The 14,307-nt window shown below is 73.7% G+C and carries 13 protein-coding genes; 6 read left to right on the top strand and 7 right to left on the bottom strand.

The features are described 5' to 3' along the window. Positions 1 to 53 precede the first annotated feature (53 nt). Positions 54 to 827, top strand: a complete 774-nt coding sequence (locus tag OG299_RS34855; RefSeq protein WP_327363654.1) for a phosphatase PAP2 family protein — start codon at positions 54 to 56, stop codon at positions 825 to 827. On the opposite strand, the gene OG299_RS34850 is transcribed toward OG299_RS34855, so the two are convergent. Further along, positions 760 to 1,182, bottom strand: coding sequence for a MarR family winged helix-turn-helix transcriptional regulator (locus OG299_RS34850; RefSeq protein WP_266632140.1), 423 nt, complete (start codon positions 1,180 to 1,182; stop codon positions 760 to 762). The two genes, OG299_RS34855 and OG299_RS34850, sit on opposite strands and share 68 nt — an antisense overlap. 163 nt (positions 1,183 to 1,345) lie before the next feature. On the opposite strand from OG299_RS34850, the gene eno reads away from it, so the two are divergent. Further along, positions 1,346 to 2,647 (top strand): phosphopyruvate hydratase, encoded by a 1,302-nt coding sequence (gene eno / locus OG299_RS34845; RefSeq protein WP_327363653.1) that lies wholly within the window; start codon positions 1,346 to 1,348, stop codon positions 2,645 to 2,647. Between the two features lie 17 nt (positions 2,648 to 2,664). On the opposite strand, the gene OG299_RS34840 is transcribed toward eno, so the two are convergent. The 3 genes from OG299_RS34840 to OG299_RS34830 all read right to left on the bottom strand — a co-directional run bounded on the left by OG299_RS34840 (position 2,665) and on the right by OG299_RS34830 (position 6,156). Beyond that, on the bottom strand, positions 2,665 to 3,690 hold the full coding sequence (locus OG299_RS34840) for a LacI family DNA-binding transcriptional regulator (protein ID WP_327363652.1): 1,026 nt from the start codon (positions 3,688 to 3,690) through the stop codon (positions 2,665 to 2,667). Between the two features lie 59 nt (positions 3,691 to 3,749). After that, positions 3,750 to 5,300: a carboxylesterase/lipase family protein gene (locus OG299_RS34835; protein WP_327363651.1), complete on the bottom strand. Its 1,551-nt coding sequence runs from the start codon at positions 5,298 to 5,300 to the stop codon at positions 3,750 to 3,752. A 124-nt stretch (positions 5,301 to 5,424) separates the two neighbouring features. Then, entirely contained in the window at positions 5,425 to 6,156 is a 732-nt protein-coding gene (locus tag OG299_RS34830) for a phosphatase PAP2 family protein (protein ID WP_327363650.1), read from the bottom strand. A gap of 578 nt (positions 6,157 to 6,734) precedes the next feature. Between OG299_RS34830 and OG299_RS34825 the strand changes: the two genes are divergently transcribed. The 3 genes from OG299_RS34825 to OG299_RS34815 all read left to right on the top strand — a co-directional run bounded on the left by OG299_RS34825 (position 6,735) and on the right by OG299_RS34815 (position 10,674). Beyond that, positions 6,735 to 7,982 (top strand): MFS transporter, encoded by a 1,248-nt coding sequence (locus OG299_RS34825; RefSeq protein WP_266632130.1) that lies wholly within the window; start codon positions 6,735 to 6,737, stop codon positions 7,980 to 7,982. A 158-nt stretch (positions 7,983 to 8,140) separates the two neighbouring features. Beyond that, positions 8,141 to 9,067, top strand: a complete 927-nt coding sequence (surE, locus tag OG299_RS34820; protein ID WP_327363649.1) for a 5'/3'-nucleotidase SurE — start codon at positions 8,141 to 8,143, stop codon at positions 9,065 to 9,067. Continuing rightward, the gene (locus OG299_RS34815; RefSeq protein ID WP_327363648.1) at positions 9,064 to 10,674 is read left to right on the top strand and encodes a carboxylesterase/lipase family protein; all 1,611 of its coding nucleotides are present in this window, start codon (positions 9,064 to 9,066) and stop codon (positions 10,672 to 10,674) included. Before surE ends, OG299_RS34815 begins: the two co-directional genes overlap by 4 nt. An 86-nt stretch (positions 10,675 to 10,760) precedes the next feature. Here the strand turns inward: OG299_RS34815 and OG299_RS34810 are convergent, their stop codons facing one another. After that, a complete protein-coding gene (locus OG299_RS34810; RefSeq protein WP_266632124.1) occupies positions 10,761 to 11,831 on the bottom strand; it encodes a DUF2330 domain-containing protein in 1,071 nt (356 codons plus the stop codon). Positions 11,832 to 12,054: 223 nt separating this feature from the next. Here OG299_RS34810 and OG299_RS34805 point away from each other — a divergent pair, with 223 nt between their 5' ends. Continuing rightward, the gene (locus OG299_RS34805; protein ID WP_327363647.1) at positions 12,055 to 12,534 is read left to right on the top strand and encodes a hypothetical protein; all 480 of its coding nucleotides are present in this window, start codon (positions 12,055 to 12,057) and stop codon (positions 12,532 to 12,534) included. Here OG299_RS34805 and OG299_RS34800 read toward each other — a convergent pair. Together OG299_RS34800 and OG299_RS34795 are read right to left on the bottom strand one after the other, a co-directional pair. Next, positions 12,492 to 13,205, bottom strand: coding sequence for an HAD family hydrolase (locus OG299_RS34800; RefSeq protein WP_327363646.1), 714 nt, complete (start codon positions 13,203 to 13,205; stop codon positions 12,492 to 12,494). The two genes, OG299_RS34805 and OG299_RS34800, sit on opposite strands and share 43 nt — an antisense overlap. After that, positions 13,202 to 14,302 carry an ABC transporter ATP-binding protein gene (locus OG299_RS34795; RefSeq protein WP_327363645.1) on the bottom strand — a complete coding sequence of 367 codons (1,101 nt, stop codon included), beginning with the start codon at positions 14,300 to 14,302 and terminating at the stop codon, positions 13,202 to 13,204. Before OG299_RS34795 ends, OG299_RS34800 begins: the two co-directional genes overlap by 4 nt. Positions 14,303 to 14,307: the final 5 nt, after the last annotated feature.

Genomic DNA, 14,307 nt, shown 5'->3' with positions numbered 1-14,307 from the left:
CACCGTGGGGGCGCGGCCGCGCCGCGCCCCCACGCGTACGTCGAAAGGCAGCCATGTCCCGGCACACAGTCACTTCGGCCCGCCCCACCGCGGCGGCCCGGCCGGAGGCGGCGGACCTGCGCCGCCACCCCGGCACCCTGCTCCTGGCCGCACTGCTGCTCGGCCTGACCGCGGCGCTGGCCCTCACCGTCCGTACGGACGTCGCGAACCCGCCGTTCCAGGGCGCGGACGACCGGTGGCTGCGCTGGATGGGCGGCCCGCACGACGGGCTCCCTGCGGCCCCCGCGGCCGTCCTGAACTGGTTCGGCGGCCCGCTGGGCGTCGTCGTGCCGCTCGGGATGCTGGTCTTCCTGCTCGTCCGCAGGCGCTGGACTTCGGCGGGCTTCCTGCTCGGGGTCTACCTCGTGGGCAGCATGCTGGTGGTGCAGGCGCTCAAGCACCTGGTGGACCGCCCGCGCCCGGCGCACCCGCTGGTCCGCGTCGACCACGGTTCCTTCCCGTCGGGCCATGCGGCGGGGGCGGCCCTGCTCGTCGTACTGGTCGGTGTCCTGCTGGTCCCGGCGGCCCGGCGGCGGGCGTGGTGGGCCGGCGGCGTGTTGTTCACCCTGGCCATGATGTGGAGCCGCACCTGGCTCCATGCCCACTGGCTCACCGACACGGTGGCCGGCGCAGCGGCCGGCGCGGGGGCCGCACTGCTGGCGTGGTGGGCCTTCGCCCCCGCCCTCGCCCGGGAACAGGCCCGTGGTCGCGATCGACTCCCTAGCGCGCGGCGAGCCGCTCCATCAGGACGGCGCTGCGCGCCAGCACCTCGCGCTCCTCGCCGGTGAGCTCGCCCTCGATGGCCTGGGCGAGCCAGCCCGCCCTGCGTCCGCGCTCCGCCTCGAGAGCGGCCCGCCCCGCAGGGGAGAGCTCCACCAGGGACTTGCGGCCGTCCGTGGGGTGCGCCCGGCGGACGACGAGCCCCTGTTCCATGAGCAGCCCGACCGAGCGGGCCATGGACTGGGGCCGTACGCGCTGGTCCGCCGCCAGATCGCTGGTGGTCATGGCCCCGTCGCGATCGAGGGTGCCGAGCACCGAGGCGTGGCCGAGCGGGATCCGGTCCTCGTGCTTCACGCGCCGCGTGAGCTTGCCCATCGCGGTACGCAGTTCGGTGGCGACGGCGGCGGGTTCCGGGGTGGTCATAGGGCACTTTAACCGGTGCTCACCAGCAAAGCGGGCCACCTCATCTGCACAGCCAAACTGAACAGCAGAACTGAACAGCATTGCTGTAGAGTCAGGGCTGTCGCGGCACGCGCCACCGTTGTCGCAGCAGGGCCGCGGCGTGTGTCAACGCGAAGGACCTCCCATGGTTTCCACGGCAGTCGAGTCCACCGTCATCCAGTCCGTCACCGCCCGCAGGGTCCTCGACAGCCGGGGCAACCCCACCGTCGAGGCCGATGTCCTCCTCGCCGACGGATCCCTCGGCCGCGCCGCCGTCCCCTCCGGCGCCTCCACCGGCGCACGGGAAGCCGTGGAGCTGCGTGACGGGGACCCCGGGCGCTGGCACGGCAAGGGCGTCGACCGTGCGGTCGCCCACGTCAACGGTGAGATCGCGGCAGCGGTCGTCGGGCGCGACGCCGGCGACCAGGCGGGACTCGACGCCGCGCTCGTCGCGCTCGACGGCACGGCCGACAAGTCCCGGCTCGGCGCCAACGCGCTCCTCGGCGTCTCCCTCGCCGCCGCGAAGGCCGCAGCTCGCGCCCACCGCCAGCCGCTCTACCGCTACCTCGGCGGCGCCGACGCCCGCCTTCTCCCGCTGCCGATGATGAACATCGTCAACGGCGGCGCCCACGCCGACAACCCGCTGGACTTCCAGGAGTTCATGATCGCTCCGATCGGTGCGGAGACCTTCGCGGAAGCCGTCCGGATGGGCTCCGAGGTCTTCCACACGCTCCGCCGCGATCTGCTGTCCGCCGGACACTCCACGGGCGTCGGCGACGAGGGCGGCTTCGCCCCCGCGCTCCGTACCGCCGAGGAGGCGCTCGACTTCGTCATGAGGGCCGTCGAGCGCACCGGCTACCGGCCCGGCACGGACATCGGCCTGGTCATGGACCCGGCCTCGTCGGAGTTCTTCCAGGACGGTACGTACGTGTACGCGGGCGAGGGCGTCCGCCGCACGCCCACCGAACACGCCGACTACCTGGCCAAGCTGATCGACGCGTACCCGATCGTCTCCATCGAGGACCCGATGGCCGAGGACGACCTCGACGGCTGGCGGGAGCTGACCGCCCGCGTCGGCGACCGCTGCCAGCTCACCGGCGACGACGTGTTCTGCACCAACGAGAACCTGCTGCGCGAGGGCATCCGCACCGGTGTCGGCAATTCGGTCCTGGTCAAGGTCAACCAGATCGGCACCCTGACCGAAGCCCTCGCCACGGTCGCCACCGCACACCGCGCCGGCTGGACCGTCGTCATGTCGCACCGTTCCGGCGAGACGGAGGACACCACCATCGCGGACCTGGCGGTGGCGACGGGCTGCGGCCAGATCAAGACCGGCTCGCTGTCCCGGTCCGACCGTACGGCGAAGTACAACCGGCTCATCAGGATCGAAGAGGAGCTGGGTGCATCCGCGCGGTACGCGGGCGGAGCGGCGCTGGACCGTTCCTGACGGGGGCGAGCGAGGGCTCAGGACGTGGCGCGGTGGACGAGACGGGCCTCTGTCGCGGGGACCGGGGGCGTGTTCCCCGTCTCGATCAGCTCGTGGAGGGCGTCGGCGACGCGGGCTGCCGACGGCAGGTCCAGCCGGACCGTCGTGAGGGGCGGTTGCTGGAGGGAGGCAAGGACCAGGTCGTCGGAGCCGACGATCGCGACCTCGTCCGGTACGGCGATGCCCTCGGCCTGGAGGGCGTGCAGCAGCAGCGCCGCGTACTCGTCGTTGTACGCGAAGACCGCGTCCAGGCCCAGGCTCGGCCAGCGCCGGGCGAGGGCGGTGGCGGACTCCCGGGTGTACGCGAGCTCCACCGGGGTCACCGTCGCCATGTGCCGGGCCGCGACCGACTCGGCCCCGGCGAGGCGCGGGCCGGCGAGGGTGCCGAGGCCGCGTTCCTGGGGCATGACCACGCCGATCCGGCTCCGGCCCCGGGCGATGAGGTGCTCGGCCGCGGCGGCGCCGATGTCCGCGTGGTCGAAGCCGATGGTGTGGACGCCCTCGACCGGGCGGGCGGCGAAGGCCATCAGGGCGCGCACTCCGGCGCGGCTCAGCAGCTCGGCCGCCTGGGCGGTGAAGCGGTCGCCGTCGAGGGCGATGACGGCCGCCGGGCGCAGTTCGGCCCAGGCCCGGGCGGCGTCGAGGGGGTCGGCAAAGCGGCCCGCGTGCAGGACGGCCGTGTAGCCGTGGCGGTCGAGCTCGCTGTGCAGGTCGTCGACCCAGTCGCTGACGAGCCGGCCGATCGCGGAGATCGAGGCGGGCATCAGGACGAGGTTGCTGCGGCCGGCCCGCAGGGACCGGGCTGCGGCGTGCGGTACGTAACCGAGCTGCCGGGCGGCGTCGAGCACCCGCGTGCGGGTGCCCTCGCTGACGCGGTGGCCGGGGGTGTCGTTCAGCACGAACGACACGGTGGCGCGTGACACCCCGGCCAGCCGGGCCACGTCCGCGCTGGTGATCGACACGGGCGACGCGGGGGTGCTCGTCTCCCTGGGCTCCCTGGGCATGGTCCTCGGCGCTCCCTCGGGTCGACCTACACCTCTCCTCCCAGGTTACACGAGTTAGATCATTGGCCTCTGCGGCCTTCGTGCAAGCGCCGCGAGGCCCCTGCGAGGTCATCGAGGGCGGTGACGACCGAGTCGAAACGCATCGTGATCCGCGACTGCGCTCCGTACGGCTGCCACGGCGGCATGCCCGGGTGGTTCGGGTCGCCGGTGCGGACGAACGCGATCCAGGCCCGGTGCATGGTCTGCGCGAGGCCGTCGCGGACGGCGGGAGTGAGCCCGGAGAGGAAGGGTGCGTGCGACCACTGCTCGAAGTTGTCGAAGACGAAGGGGAGTTCGAGGCAGTGCGCGGCGCCGAGCCGGCCCTCGTACGCGGGCGTGGGGAGGTCGAACTGGTAGGCCCAGACCGGGTGCTCCGAACCGGCCCTGGCCTCGGCCAGGGCGACGGAGGGGACCCGGAAGAGCTCGTCCGTGATCAGGTCCATGAGGACGCCGGCCGGACCGGCGCCGGGGCGGGCCGTCTCGTACGCGGCATAGACCTCGGGGGCGGCCTCGGCCCCGAAGGTCTCCGCGATCCGGTCGGTCACCTGCTCCCGGGTGGCGGCCGCGTACCCCTCGTCGAGGCCGAAGCCGAAGTTGGCCTCCTCGCGGGTCCACCCGATCATGACGTCGATGCCGGCCGCGGCCCCGTGCAGCAGGGCCTGCGCCGGATGGCGCTCGAGCGTTTCCCCGTCGACGACGGGCAGGAACGGCGTCGGCCAGTGGCCCCACCGCATCGTGCGGGCGAACAGGCCGCCGGCCGCGCCGATCAGGGCCGGCCAGGGCAGTGCGCGCAGCTCCTGCGCGGTCTTGGCGCCGGCCAGCTCCCGATAGGCCTCGGTGCGCTCCCGGTACGTGTCGGGGTCGGGGAGGTCGAGCCCGAACGGCGGGCTCTGCAGGATCACCCGGCGGATCAGGCCGGCGGCCTGCGGGTGCCCGGCGAGGGCCGCGGTGGAGACGGCGCCGCCGGACTGGCCGGCGACGGTGATGCGGTCGGGGTCGCCGCCGAAGGAGGCGATGTTCTCCTTCACCCAGTGCAGGGCGGCGAGCTGGTCGGAGAGCCAGGGGTTGGCCACCTCGTCGCCCCCGTCGCCGTCGCTGCCCTCCGGGGGGAGGTAACCGAGCGGCCCGATGCGGTAGTTGATGCCGACGAACACCAGGTCGCCGTCCCGCGCGAAGGTCGCGCCGCCGTAGCCGGGCAGCGAGCCCGATCCGGAGACGAAGCCGCCGCCGTGGATCCACACCAGTACCGGGCGTCGGGCGTCGTCCGCCGCGGGCGTCCAGACGTTGAGGGTGAGGCAGTCCTCGTCGAAGGGGGGTGACCCGTGGCCGCCGAGGACCGGATCGCCGCCTTCCACGTACATCTGCGGGGCGCTGGGGCCGTCGGCGCTCGCGTCGCGCGTGCCGCTCCAGCCGGGATGCGGCCGGGCGGGCCGCCAGCGCAGGTCGCCGACGGGGGGTGCGGCGTACGGGACCGCCCGGAAGACGCAGAGCCCGTCTTCGATCGCGCCGCGCAGCCGGCCCGCGGGCAGGTCGACCACGGGGGGCGGGGTGCGGTTCTCGGTGTGTGCCATGGGGGCCTTCCTTTGTTGCTCCGGGGGCCGGCGGCGCGGTGGACGCACGCCGGCTCCGGATCGAGGATATGGCGATTATTGGACGACCGTCAATGATTCTCGATATGCGGTGGGCCTGCGGGTCTCACAGCCACAGGCTGCCGGCCTCGACCCGCTCGGCCTCGACCCGCAGCAGCGGCGCGAACGCCCTCCACAGCAGCATGCAGCTGCCGGCGCCGGCCAGCGCCCCGGCGACGGTGTCGCTGAGCCACTGCGCGTGCAGCCAGGTCCGACTGCCCATCATGGCGACGACGTACAGCGCCGCGAAGAGCCACCACCAGCGGCGCGCCCGCGGCGGGAACACCAGGACGGCGGCCACGAACACCAGCGTCACGGCACTGAACACCTGGCCGGAGGGGAACGAGCCGTCATTGACCAGCACCCACGGGTGCGGCGGGCGGGGACGGTCGACGAGCTGCTTGAGCGGGAGCACCAGGAGGACGTTCGCCACGATGCCGGCGGCGAAGGCGAACAGCCCGGACCGCCAGCGCCCGTAGACGCAGAGGCAGCCGATCAGACCGAGCGGCAGGACCAGGCCGAGCGGGCCGCCGAGCCGGTCGAAGACGGTGGCGAGGCCGGTGAGGGCGTCGGCGCGCGAGCCGTCCATGGATGCGGCCCAGCTGTCGTCGAGCCCCTGGAAAACGGGGCGTTCACCGACCGAGACCAGGAGGCCGATCAGCAGCGACCCGAGCAGGAGACCTGCTCCGACGGGTACGGCATGGCGGGGCGGGACCGCCGGGAGGTGGTGCCGGGGAGCGGGGATCAGGGGCGGGGACGCGCGGTGCCCGGACCGGGGCACGGCGGAGGAACGTGGCATGACAGGCCTTTCACGGTGGTCTCCCCAGGCGGTGGGGGCACGCGGAGAGCAGGCACAGGCGGTGGAGGACTTCACGGGGCCGAAGGCCGGGGGCAGGTGCCCCGGACAGGGGCCCGGGAGCGGTGGCCCAGGAGCGGGGGCCCGGGACGGCAGGCACCAGGAGACGCCGGCCGCGGCCTATTGCGGCGAGCGGTGACGGGAGTCTTCGCGATGCGGCACCGGAGTATTGCGGATGCGTGACTGCCGCCACAAGCGCAAGAGGGATTTTGGACACAACAGCCCAGCTCAGTGGCTTGAGGTGGTGGTTACACGTCCTCGCAGAGTTACCCGCCGGTCGGTCACGATCCGCACATCGCCACGTCCCGGCCTCTAGCAACGCCCCGAAATGGGTGCTACACAGTGTCCAAGCGCCGAAGGTGACACGTGTAACAACATCATGTGAACCACAGCCGCCCGCCGAGCCTTCCCCGGGCGGCAGCACCTCGCCGCAGCCCCACGCACGGTGCACGCCTCTCCGCCACGGGCCCCCCGCGCCGAGCCTCCGCACCCCTTCTCGCCCCGTCCCCCGAGGAGTCGTCATGGCCCAGAACGAACTGATCGATTCACCCGCCCCGGCGGATCCCGAACCTCCCCGCCAGCGCGCGCTCCTGCCCCTGCTGCTGGTCGCGAACTCCGCCCTGCTGGCCGTCTACATGGGCGTCGGATCGATCCTGCTGCCCACTCAGGTCGCGGAGATCGACCCCGCCGACAAGGTCGCCGTACTCGGGGTGATCGGCGGGATCAGCGCGGTCTTCGCGACCGCCTTCAACCCGATCGCCGGCGCCCTCTCCGACCGCAGCGGCCGCCGCAACCCGTGGATCCTCGGCGGCGCCTTCGCCTCGCTCGCCGCGCTCGCCTTCGTCGGATACGCGACCACCGCGCTCCTCGTCGGCATCGGCTGGTGCCTCGTCCAGGCGACCATGAACGTCTACCAGGCCGCGGTCACCGCGATCGTCCCCGACCGGGTGCCCGTCGCCCGGCGCGGCACCGCGTCCGCGCTGGTCGGGCTGGGCCTGCCGATCGGCGGCACGGTCGGAGTGCTCATCGCCTCCAAGACCGCCGACCACCTGCAGACCGGGTACCTGGTCTTCGGCGCGATCGTCGCCGCTTCCGCACTGCTGCTCACCCTGCTGTGCCGGGACGTCCCGCGCACCGGCCCCGCACCGGCCGCCGCCCCGAAGCGGGCCCAACTCGCCGCGTTCCTCTCGGCGTTGGCGAACCACGACTTCCGGTGGGCGTTCATCGGCCGGGCCCTGATGGTCCTCGGCTACTTCTCCGTCGTCGGCTACCAGCTGTACATCCTGGACGACCACATCAGCCTGCCCTCCGGCCTGACCCCGCCCGCCGCGATGGCGGTGCTCACCCCCGTGTCGATGGTCGCGATGGCCCTCTCGACCGTGGTGGGCGGGATGCTCTCCGACCGGTGGGACCGCCGCAAGGTGTTCGTCGGCGTCTCGGCGGCCCTCGCCGGGCTCGTCATGGTGGTCCCCGTCATCAGCCCCACCTGGACCGGCATGCTCGTCTTCAGCGCGCTCAACGGGCTCGCGTTCGGCTGCTTCATGGCCGTCGACACCGCGCTGGTGACCCTGGTCCTGCCCCGCGCCGAGGACGCCGCCCGCGACATGGGCGTCCTCAACATCGCGAACGCCGGGCCGCAGATCATCGCCCCCTTCGTCGCCTCGGCCGTGGTGACCGCCCTCGGCGGTTACACCCCGCTCTTCCTCGTCGGCGGGGCCCTGTCGCTGATCGGCGCACTCGCCATCCTCCCGATCCGCAGCGTGCGCTGACCGGCGCCGGGCCGCCGTTGCCGCATCGCGGCGGCCCGGCTCGAACTCCGGCGGGCGCATGCCGAGGGTCGTGCGCCCGCCGGTCCTGCACCACACCCTCCTCGCACCACCCGTACCGCACCCTCGCCTCCCTCCCCTCCCCTTCCAAGGAGTTCCCTGTGAGACGCAAGCGAGTTCTGCCGCCGGCCGTCCTCATCGTGTGCACCGCAGCCCTCGCGGGTACGGCGCCCGCGGTCGCCTCGCCGCAGACCGCGCCCGCGGCGAGTACGGCGGCTCCCGCGGCCCCGCTGCGGATCCTGCTCACGAACGACGACGGGTACAACGCACCCGGCATCCGCAAGGCGTTCGAGCGGCTCACCGCCGCCGGGTACGACGTCACCATCGTCGCCCCGCTCACCAACCAGAGCGGCACCGGCACGAAGATGATGAGCGCCCCCACCATCGCGGTGAAACACCCCGAGCCGAAGGTGTGGGCCGTGGACGGCACGCCCGGCGACTCCGTCGCCTTCGGCCTCTCCGAGGTCTTCGAGGGACGCGCCCCCGACCTGGTGGTCTCGGGCACCAACTTCGGCCCGAACGTGGCCGGTCTCGCCACCCACTCCGGTACGGTCGGCGGCGCCGTCACCGCCCTCGAGAGCGGCGTACCGGCGATCGCGCTGAGCACCGGCGGCCTGGCCGTGCCCGATCCGACCGCCACCGTCAACGCGATGGGCCCCACCCTCGACTTCGCCGTGAAGCTGATCGACCGGCTGCGCAGCCGGGCGAGGTCGGGCCCGCTGCTGCCGAAGGGCGTCGGCCTCAACGTCAACCACCCGATCGTCGGCGCGGACGGCAAGGGAACGGCGGCCGGTGTGGCGGCGACCTTCCAAGACCCCCAGGCCCCGCTCCAGGCGGACTTCACCGACTCCGGGGACGGCACCTGGAAGGTGACGGTGCAGGTCCGCCCGCAGCCGGCCGCCAAGGGCGGTGACGTGGAGGCGGTGAGTGCCGGCAAGATCGCCGTCAGCCCGATGAACGCCGACTGGAACACCGGGCCCGCCGACTTCGCGGTCACCTCGGCCCTCATCGCCGGGCTCCGCCCGTGAGTCGGCCGCGTACGGCACGGTCGCTGCTCGCCGCCGCCTGTGCGCTGGCGGCCCTGCTCGCCCCGGCGCTCCCCGCAGCGGCGGCCACCGCGGCTTCGTCCGGCGGGTCTGCGCGCCCGCAGGCCACCATCGCGCAGGGCGTGCTGCGCGGGCGGAACGACGACGGCTCGGGCGCCCAGGAGTTCCTCGGCGTCCCCTACGCCGCTCCCCCGGTCGGGGACGCGCGGCTGCGCGCGCCGCAGCAGCCGCGCCGCTGGACCGGGGTCCGGGAGGCGGTCCGGCAGGCCCCGGCGTGCCTGCAGTTCTCGCCGTTCGGGCTGCGTGATCCGCAGGCCGTCAGCGAGGACTGCCTGTATCTCGACGTGTACCGGCCCCGCACGGCCCGTGCCGGAGCCCGGCTGCCGGTGATCGTGTGGATGCACGGGGGTGCGTACAGCCAGGGCACGGGCACGCAGTTCGGCGGCCGTACCATGGCCGATCTCACCGGCACTGTCGTGGTCAGCATCAACTACCGTCTGGGGCAGCTGGGTTATCTCGGGCTGCCCGAGCTCGCCGGGGAGAATGCGCAGCGCTCCGGCTCCTTCGGGCTGATGGACCAGATGGCGGCGCTGCGCTGGACCCGGGAGAACATCGCCGCGTTCGGCGGGAACCCCGGGAACGTCACGGTCTCCGGGCAGTCGGCGGGCAGCGGTTCCGTCTGTGCGCTGCTGGCCGCGCCTTCGGCGGCCGGGCTGTTCCACCGGGCGGTGCTGCAGAGCGGGCCGTGCACGCTGCTGCGTCCGCCGGACCGCGCGCAGGCCGAGTCGCAGGCACGGGCCTTCGCCATGGCCGCGGGCTGCACGGATCCGGCCGCGCCGGCCGCGTGCCTGCGGGCCGCCTCCGGGGCGGCGCTGGTCGAGGCGGCCCGTACGGTGCCCACCTCGGGTCCGGCCTCCGGTGACGGGCTGCTGCCGGTCGATCCGGCGACGGCCATCGGGAGCGGGCACTGGAACAAGGTGCCGGTACTGATCGGGAGCACCCGGTCCGAGGCGCGCCTGTTCGTCGCGCTGACCCAGCCGCACCTGACGCAGGAGCAGTACACCGCGCAGGTCCTGGCGGGGTACGGGGCGGCCGGCCCGGAGGTGCTCGCCCGGTATCCGGTGTCGGCGTACGGGTCCCCGTACCTGGCGCTGTCGGCGCTCACGACGGACTCGACGTTCGCCTGCCAGACGGCGTGGACGGCGCAGCTGTTCGCCGCGCAAGTGCCCACGTATTTCTACGAGTTCGACGATCCGAACTCGCCGACGCTGGCCGGGGCGCAGGTGCCCGGTCTCGACGAGTCGAATGCGCACAGTGCGGAGCTGGCCTATCTGCACGACTTCACCATGGGCGACCGGCCGCTGACCGCGGAGCAGGTCGCGCTCGCGACCCGGATGAAGCGCTACTGGGGTGCGTTCGCGCGCTACGGCGTCCCGGCGGCGGCGGGGCAGACGGCGTGGCCGGCGACCGGGGCCGGGGCCGCTGCCACGGTGCTCACCCTCGACCCCGCGGCGACGCGGACCGGCACCTCGTTCGGGTCGGACCACCAGTGCGCGTTCTGGCGGACGCAGCCGCCCCGGCCGGTGTAGATCCGGCCGAGCGCAGTGCTACGGGGGCGGCCGCGGCCCGGGATCTCGAGGATCGCGGGCCGCGGCCGCGCTGCGCATCGGGTCGGTCAGGCGCTCGCGCTGCGGGACCTGCGGCGGCGCAGGGTGAAGGCGCCCGCCGCGAGGGCGACGAGAACGGCCCCGACGGTCAGCAGCCAGGCCGGGATCCCGCCGACGGTGAGCAGTTCGTTGGTGTAGATCACCTTGCGGTACGGGGTGTCGGCGGCGGTGGCGCGCAGTTCGTGGTCGCCGTCGATGCGGCCCGGCTCCGGGAACTCCTGGTCGATCGCCGTCAGGAAGGCCGGCTTGCCGCCGGTGAGCGTGGCGAGCCCGCCCTCCGGGGTGACCGTGCCGGCGAAGGTGATCTTCGGCTTGGCGCCGCCGATCGCGGAGGCCGGCTCCATGCGGTGATCGGCCAGGATGTACAGCCCGAGGGACTGCGGGGTCTTGGCCAGCCGGGACAGCCGCATCGGGTAGACCAGCCGGTTGCTGTCGAAGCGGATCTTCAGCGGGTCGAGGGTGCCCGTGAGCTTCTTGCCCGGCTCCCGGGGGGCGAGGCGTACGGCGACGTACTCCCACTTCTGGTCGACGTACGGCTTCAGTTCGCCGGTGAGGCCGTCGGGCAGCTTGAAGCCGTTGGTCTCGAGCCAGTTGCGCAGTGCGCCGGGGTCGGTCGCGGTGAGGCGTGCGACGTCGAAATCGCCGAGCTGTTCGCGGCCTACGACACCGACCGAGGGGGCGCCCGCACCGGGCATCGGGGCCCCCACTGAGTCGCCCGTACGGGAGGAGAACGGCCAGTCCCGGTCGCGCGGCCAGAAGTAGCTGCGGGTCTTGAACTCGGGCCGGGTCAGCCAGGTCAGCTGCCGGAACATCTCCTCGTCGCCCAGCTCCACCGTGGCCCGCCCGGGTACCGGCATGATCCAGGCCGCTCGCGGGGCGTCCCCGCGGACGACGAACCGCATCACGATCTGTTCCGTACGGCCGTCGAAGCGCACGACGGAGGTCTCCCGTTCGACGCCGATCCGGGCGTAGCCCTCGGGGATCATCGCCCCGCAGCCGCAGGCGTACGCAGGGCTGATCAGGGATCCCAGCTGCGTCGCGAGCAGGGCCAGGAGCAGGGCGGCAATTCTTCGTTTCATCCACACGGGGTCTCAGACGTGGGCCCCCGCGATCCGGTTCCGGCCATGATCCGGGCCCCTGTCCGGGACACGGTGCGAAGCCCGGACAAGGGCCCGGACCGGGTCCGACGCCGGGGCCCGGTCCCGGGCTCGCTGCGGGCCCCGCTCCCGCCCCTGGTCACGGGGCCGTTCCGACTGGCGGAACCCCCTGGTCAGGCCGGTTCCCGATCCCCATACTGCTCGCATGAGAGGGACGGACAAGCCGCGCAGCAGCCCCTTGGTGCCCGACGCGGTGGGGGCGGAGATCGCCCGGCACGACTGGGAGAGCGTCACGTGCGGCTGCGGCCGCAGTGCGGGGCATCTCGTGGACACCTTGTGGGCGGTGGCCGAGGGACACCCGGCCGCCTTCCGCGCGTTGGAGGGCCACGCCTTCCTGTCCGGGCACCTGCACCCGCCCGCTCCGGCGGTGTGCGGGGTGCTGATGGCCGTCTGGTCGGCGGGCCCGCCGCGGCTGGCCACCCGCGAGGCGCTGCTGTGGACCCTGCTGTCCCTGCTCGGCAGCGAGGACGACGGGTCCTCGCACGAGGCCGGGCTGTACGGGCAGTGCGCGGCGTTCGTCCGGGCCGGTCTGCCCTCGCTGCGCCGCGCGGCCGCCGTCGCTCCGGGCTCCGTGTCGGCCGCCTACGTGGACGGCGTCGTGGAGCTGCTCGGCCTGGGTTCCTGACGGTCCTGCCGCGGGACGCCCCCGCCGAGGCAGCGCCGCAGCAGGTCCGGAGTCACGTCCTCCAGGGACTGCGCGAAGGTCCGTACGGGCGAGGCCGGCACCTCCAGCAGCGACGGGACCACCAGCACCGCGCACCCGGCGGCCTCGGCGGAGGCCGCCCCGTCGGGCGAGTCCTCCACCGCCACGCAGTCCCGTACCGCGGCGCCGAGCCGCTCGGCGGCCGCACGATACGGGTCCGGGTGCGGCTTCGTCCGGTCCGTGTCGTCGGCGGACAGGGTGAACGCGAACGGGACATGGGCCAGCGAACCGCCGACGACCGAGTCGACGACCAGCCGCGGCGAGGCGCTGACCAGGGCGAAGGGCACGCCCTCGGCCTCGAGCGCGGTCAGCAGCCGCTGGGCGCCGGGCCGCATCGGCGCCCCGGCCTCCACCCGGCGGAAGAAGTCCGCGGTCAGGTCCTGCGCCACCTCGGACGGATCTCCCCCTCCGGAGACCCGTACGAGGTGTGCGGCGGTGTCCTCGACGGCCCGGCCGACGACCTCGGGCGCGTCCGCGCCGGTCAGTTCGTGGCCGAGGCCCTGCGCGATCCGCTCGGTGGTCCTCCACCACAGCACCTCGGTGTCGACCAGGGTGCCGTCCATGTCGAACAGGACCGCCGCGAGGCCGCTCACGCGGACCGGGCCACGACGAGCGCCGGACGCTCGGCCAGGCCGACGGCGGCCCGCGCCCCCGGCGCCAGCTCGCCCGCGTCCCGCGAGGGCAGGTCCGCCTTGACGGAGGTGCCGCCGGGCAGTTCGAGGTGGAGCCGGGTCACGGCGCCGAAGAAGGACGCGGAGACCACGGTGGCCGCGCCTTCGGGGTCGGCGGTCGCGGTGACGTTCTCGGGCCGGACCAGCACCTCCACCTCGCGCGTCGCCGTCGGGACCGGGCCGTCGACGGGCAGCCGGGCGCCGGCCACCTCCACCAGCCCGGAGTCGGTGAGCTGTCCGGGCAGCCGGTTCATCGTGCCGACGAACTCGGCGACGAACGGCGTCGCGGGGCGCTCGTACAGCTCGGCCGGGGCCGCGCACTGCTCCAGCCGGCCTGCGTTCAGGACGGCGACCCGGTCGGCCATCGACAGGGCCTCCTCCTGGTCGTGCGTGACGAACACGGTGGTGATGCCGAGGGAGAGCTGGAGCCGGCGGATCTCGTCGCGCAGGTTGGCCCGTACCTTGGCGTCGAGCGCGGAGAGCGGCTCGTCGAGCAGCAGCACGCGCGGGCGCAGCGCCAGGGCGCGGGCGAGTGCGACGCGCTGCTGCTGGCCGCCCGACATCTGGTGCGGGTAGCGGTCGCCGTGGTCCGGCAGGCCGACCAAGTCGAGGAGTTCGGCGGCCCGCTCGCGGCGCTGGGCCGCCCCGACCTTGCGTACGCGCAGCCCGAAGGCCACGTTGTCGCGTGCACTGAGGTTCGGGAAGAGGCTGTACGACTGGAACACCATCCCGGCGTCACGCCGGTTGGCCGGTACGCGGGTGATGTCCTCGCCGTCGACCAGGACTTCACCGGAGTCGGGCTGTTCGAAGCCCGCGACCACGCGCAGGGCGGTGGTCTTTCCGCAGCCCGACGGGCCGAGCAGGGCGACGAGTTCGCCCGGCTCGATGGTCAGGTCGAGCCCGTCGAGGGCGACGGTGGAGCCGAACGCCCGCCGCAGGCCGCGGAATTCGACGCGCGCGCCCGGCGCGGAGCTCGCGGGCTCCTCGGGCTTCCTGGCCGCGGGAAGGGTGGTGGACATGGAGG

This window comes from Streptomyces sp. NBC_01296, from assembly GCF_035984415.1.
GTDB lineage: Bacteria > Actinomycetota > Actinomycetes > Streptomycetales > Streptomycetaceae > Streptomyces.
This window is presented reverse-complemented; position numbering and strand designations above follow the sequence as displayed.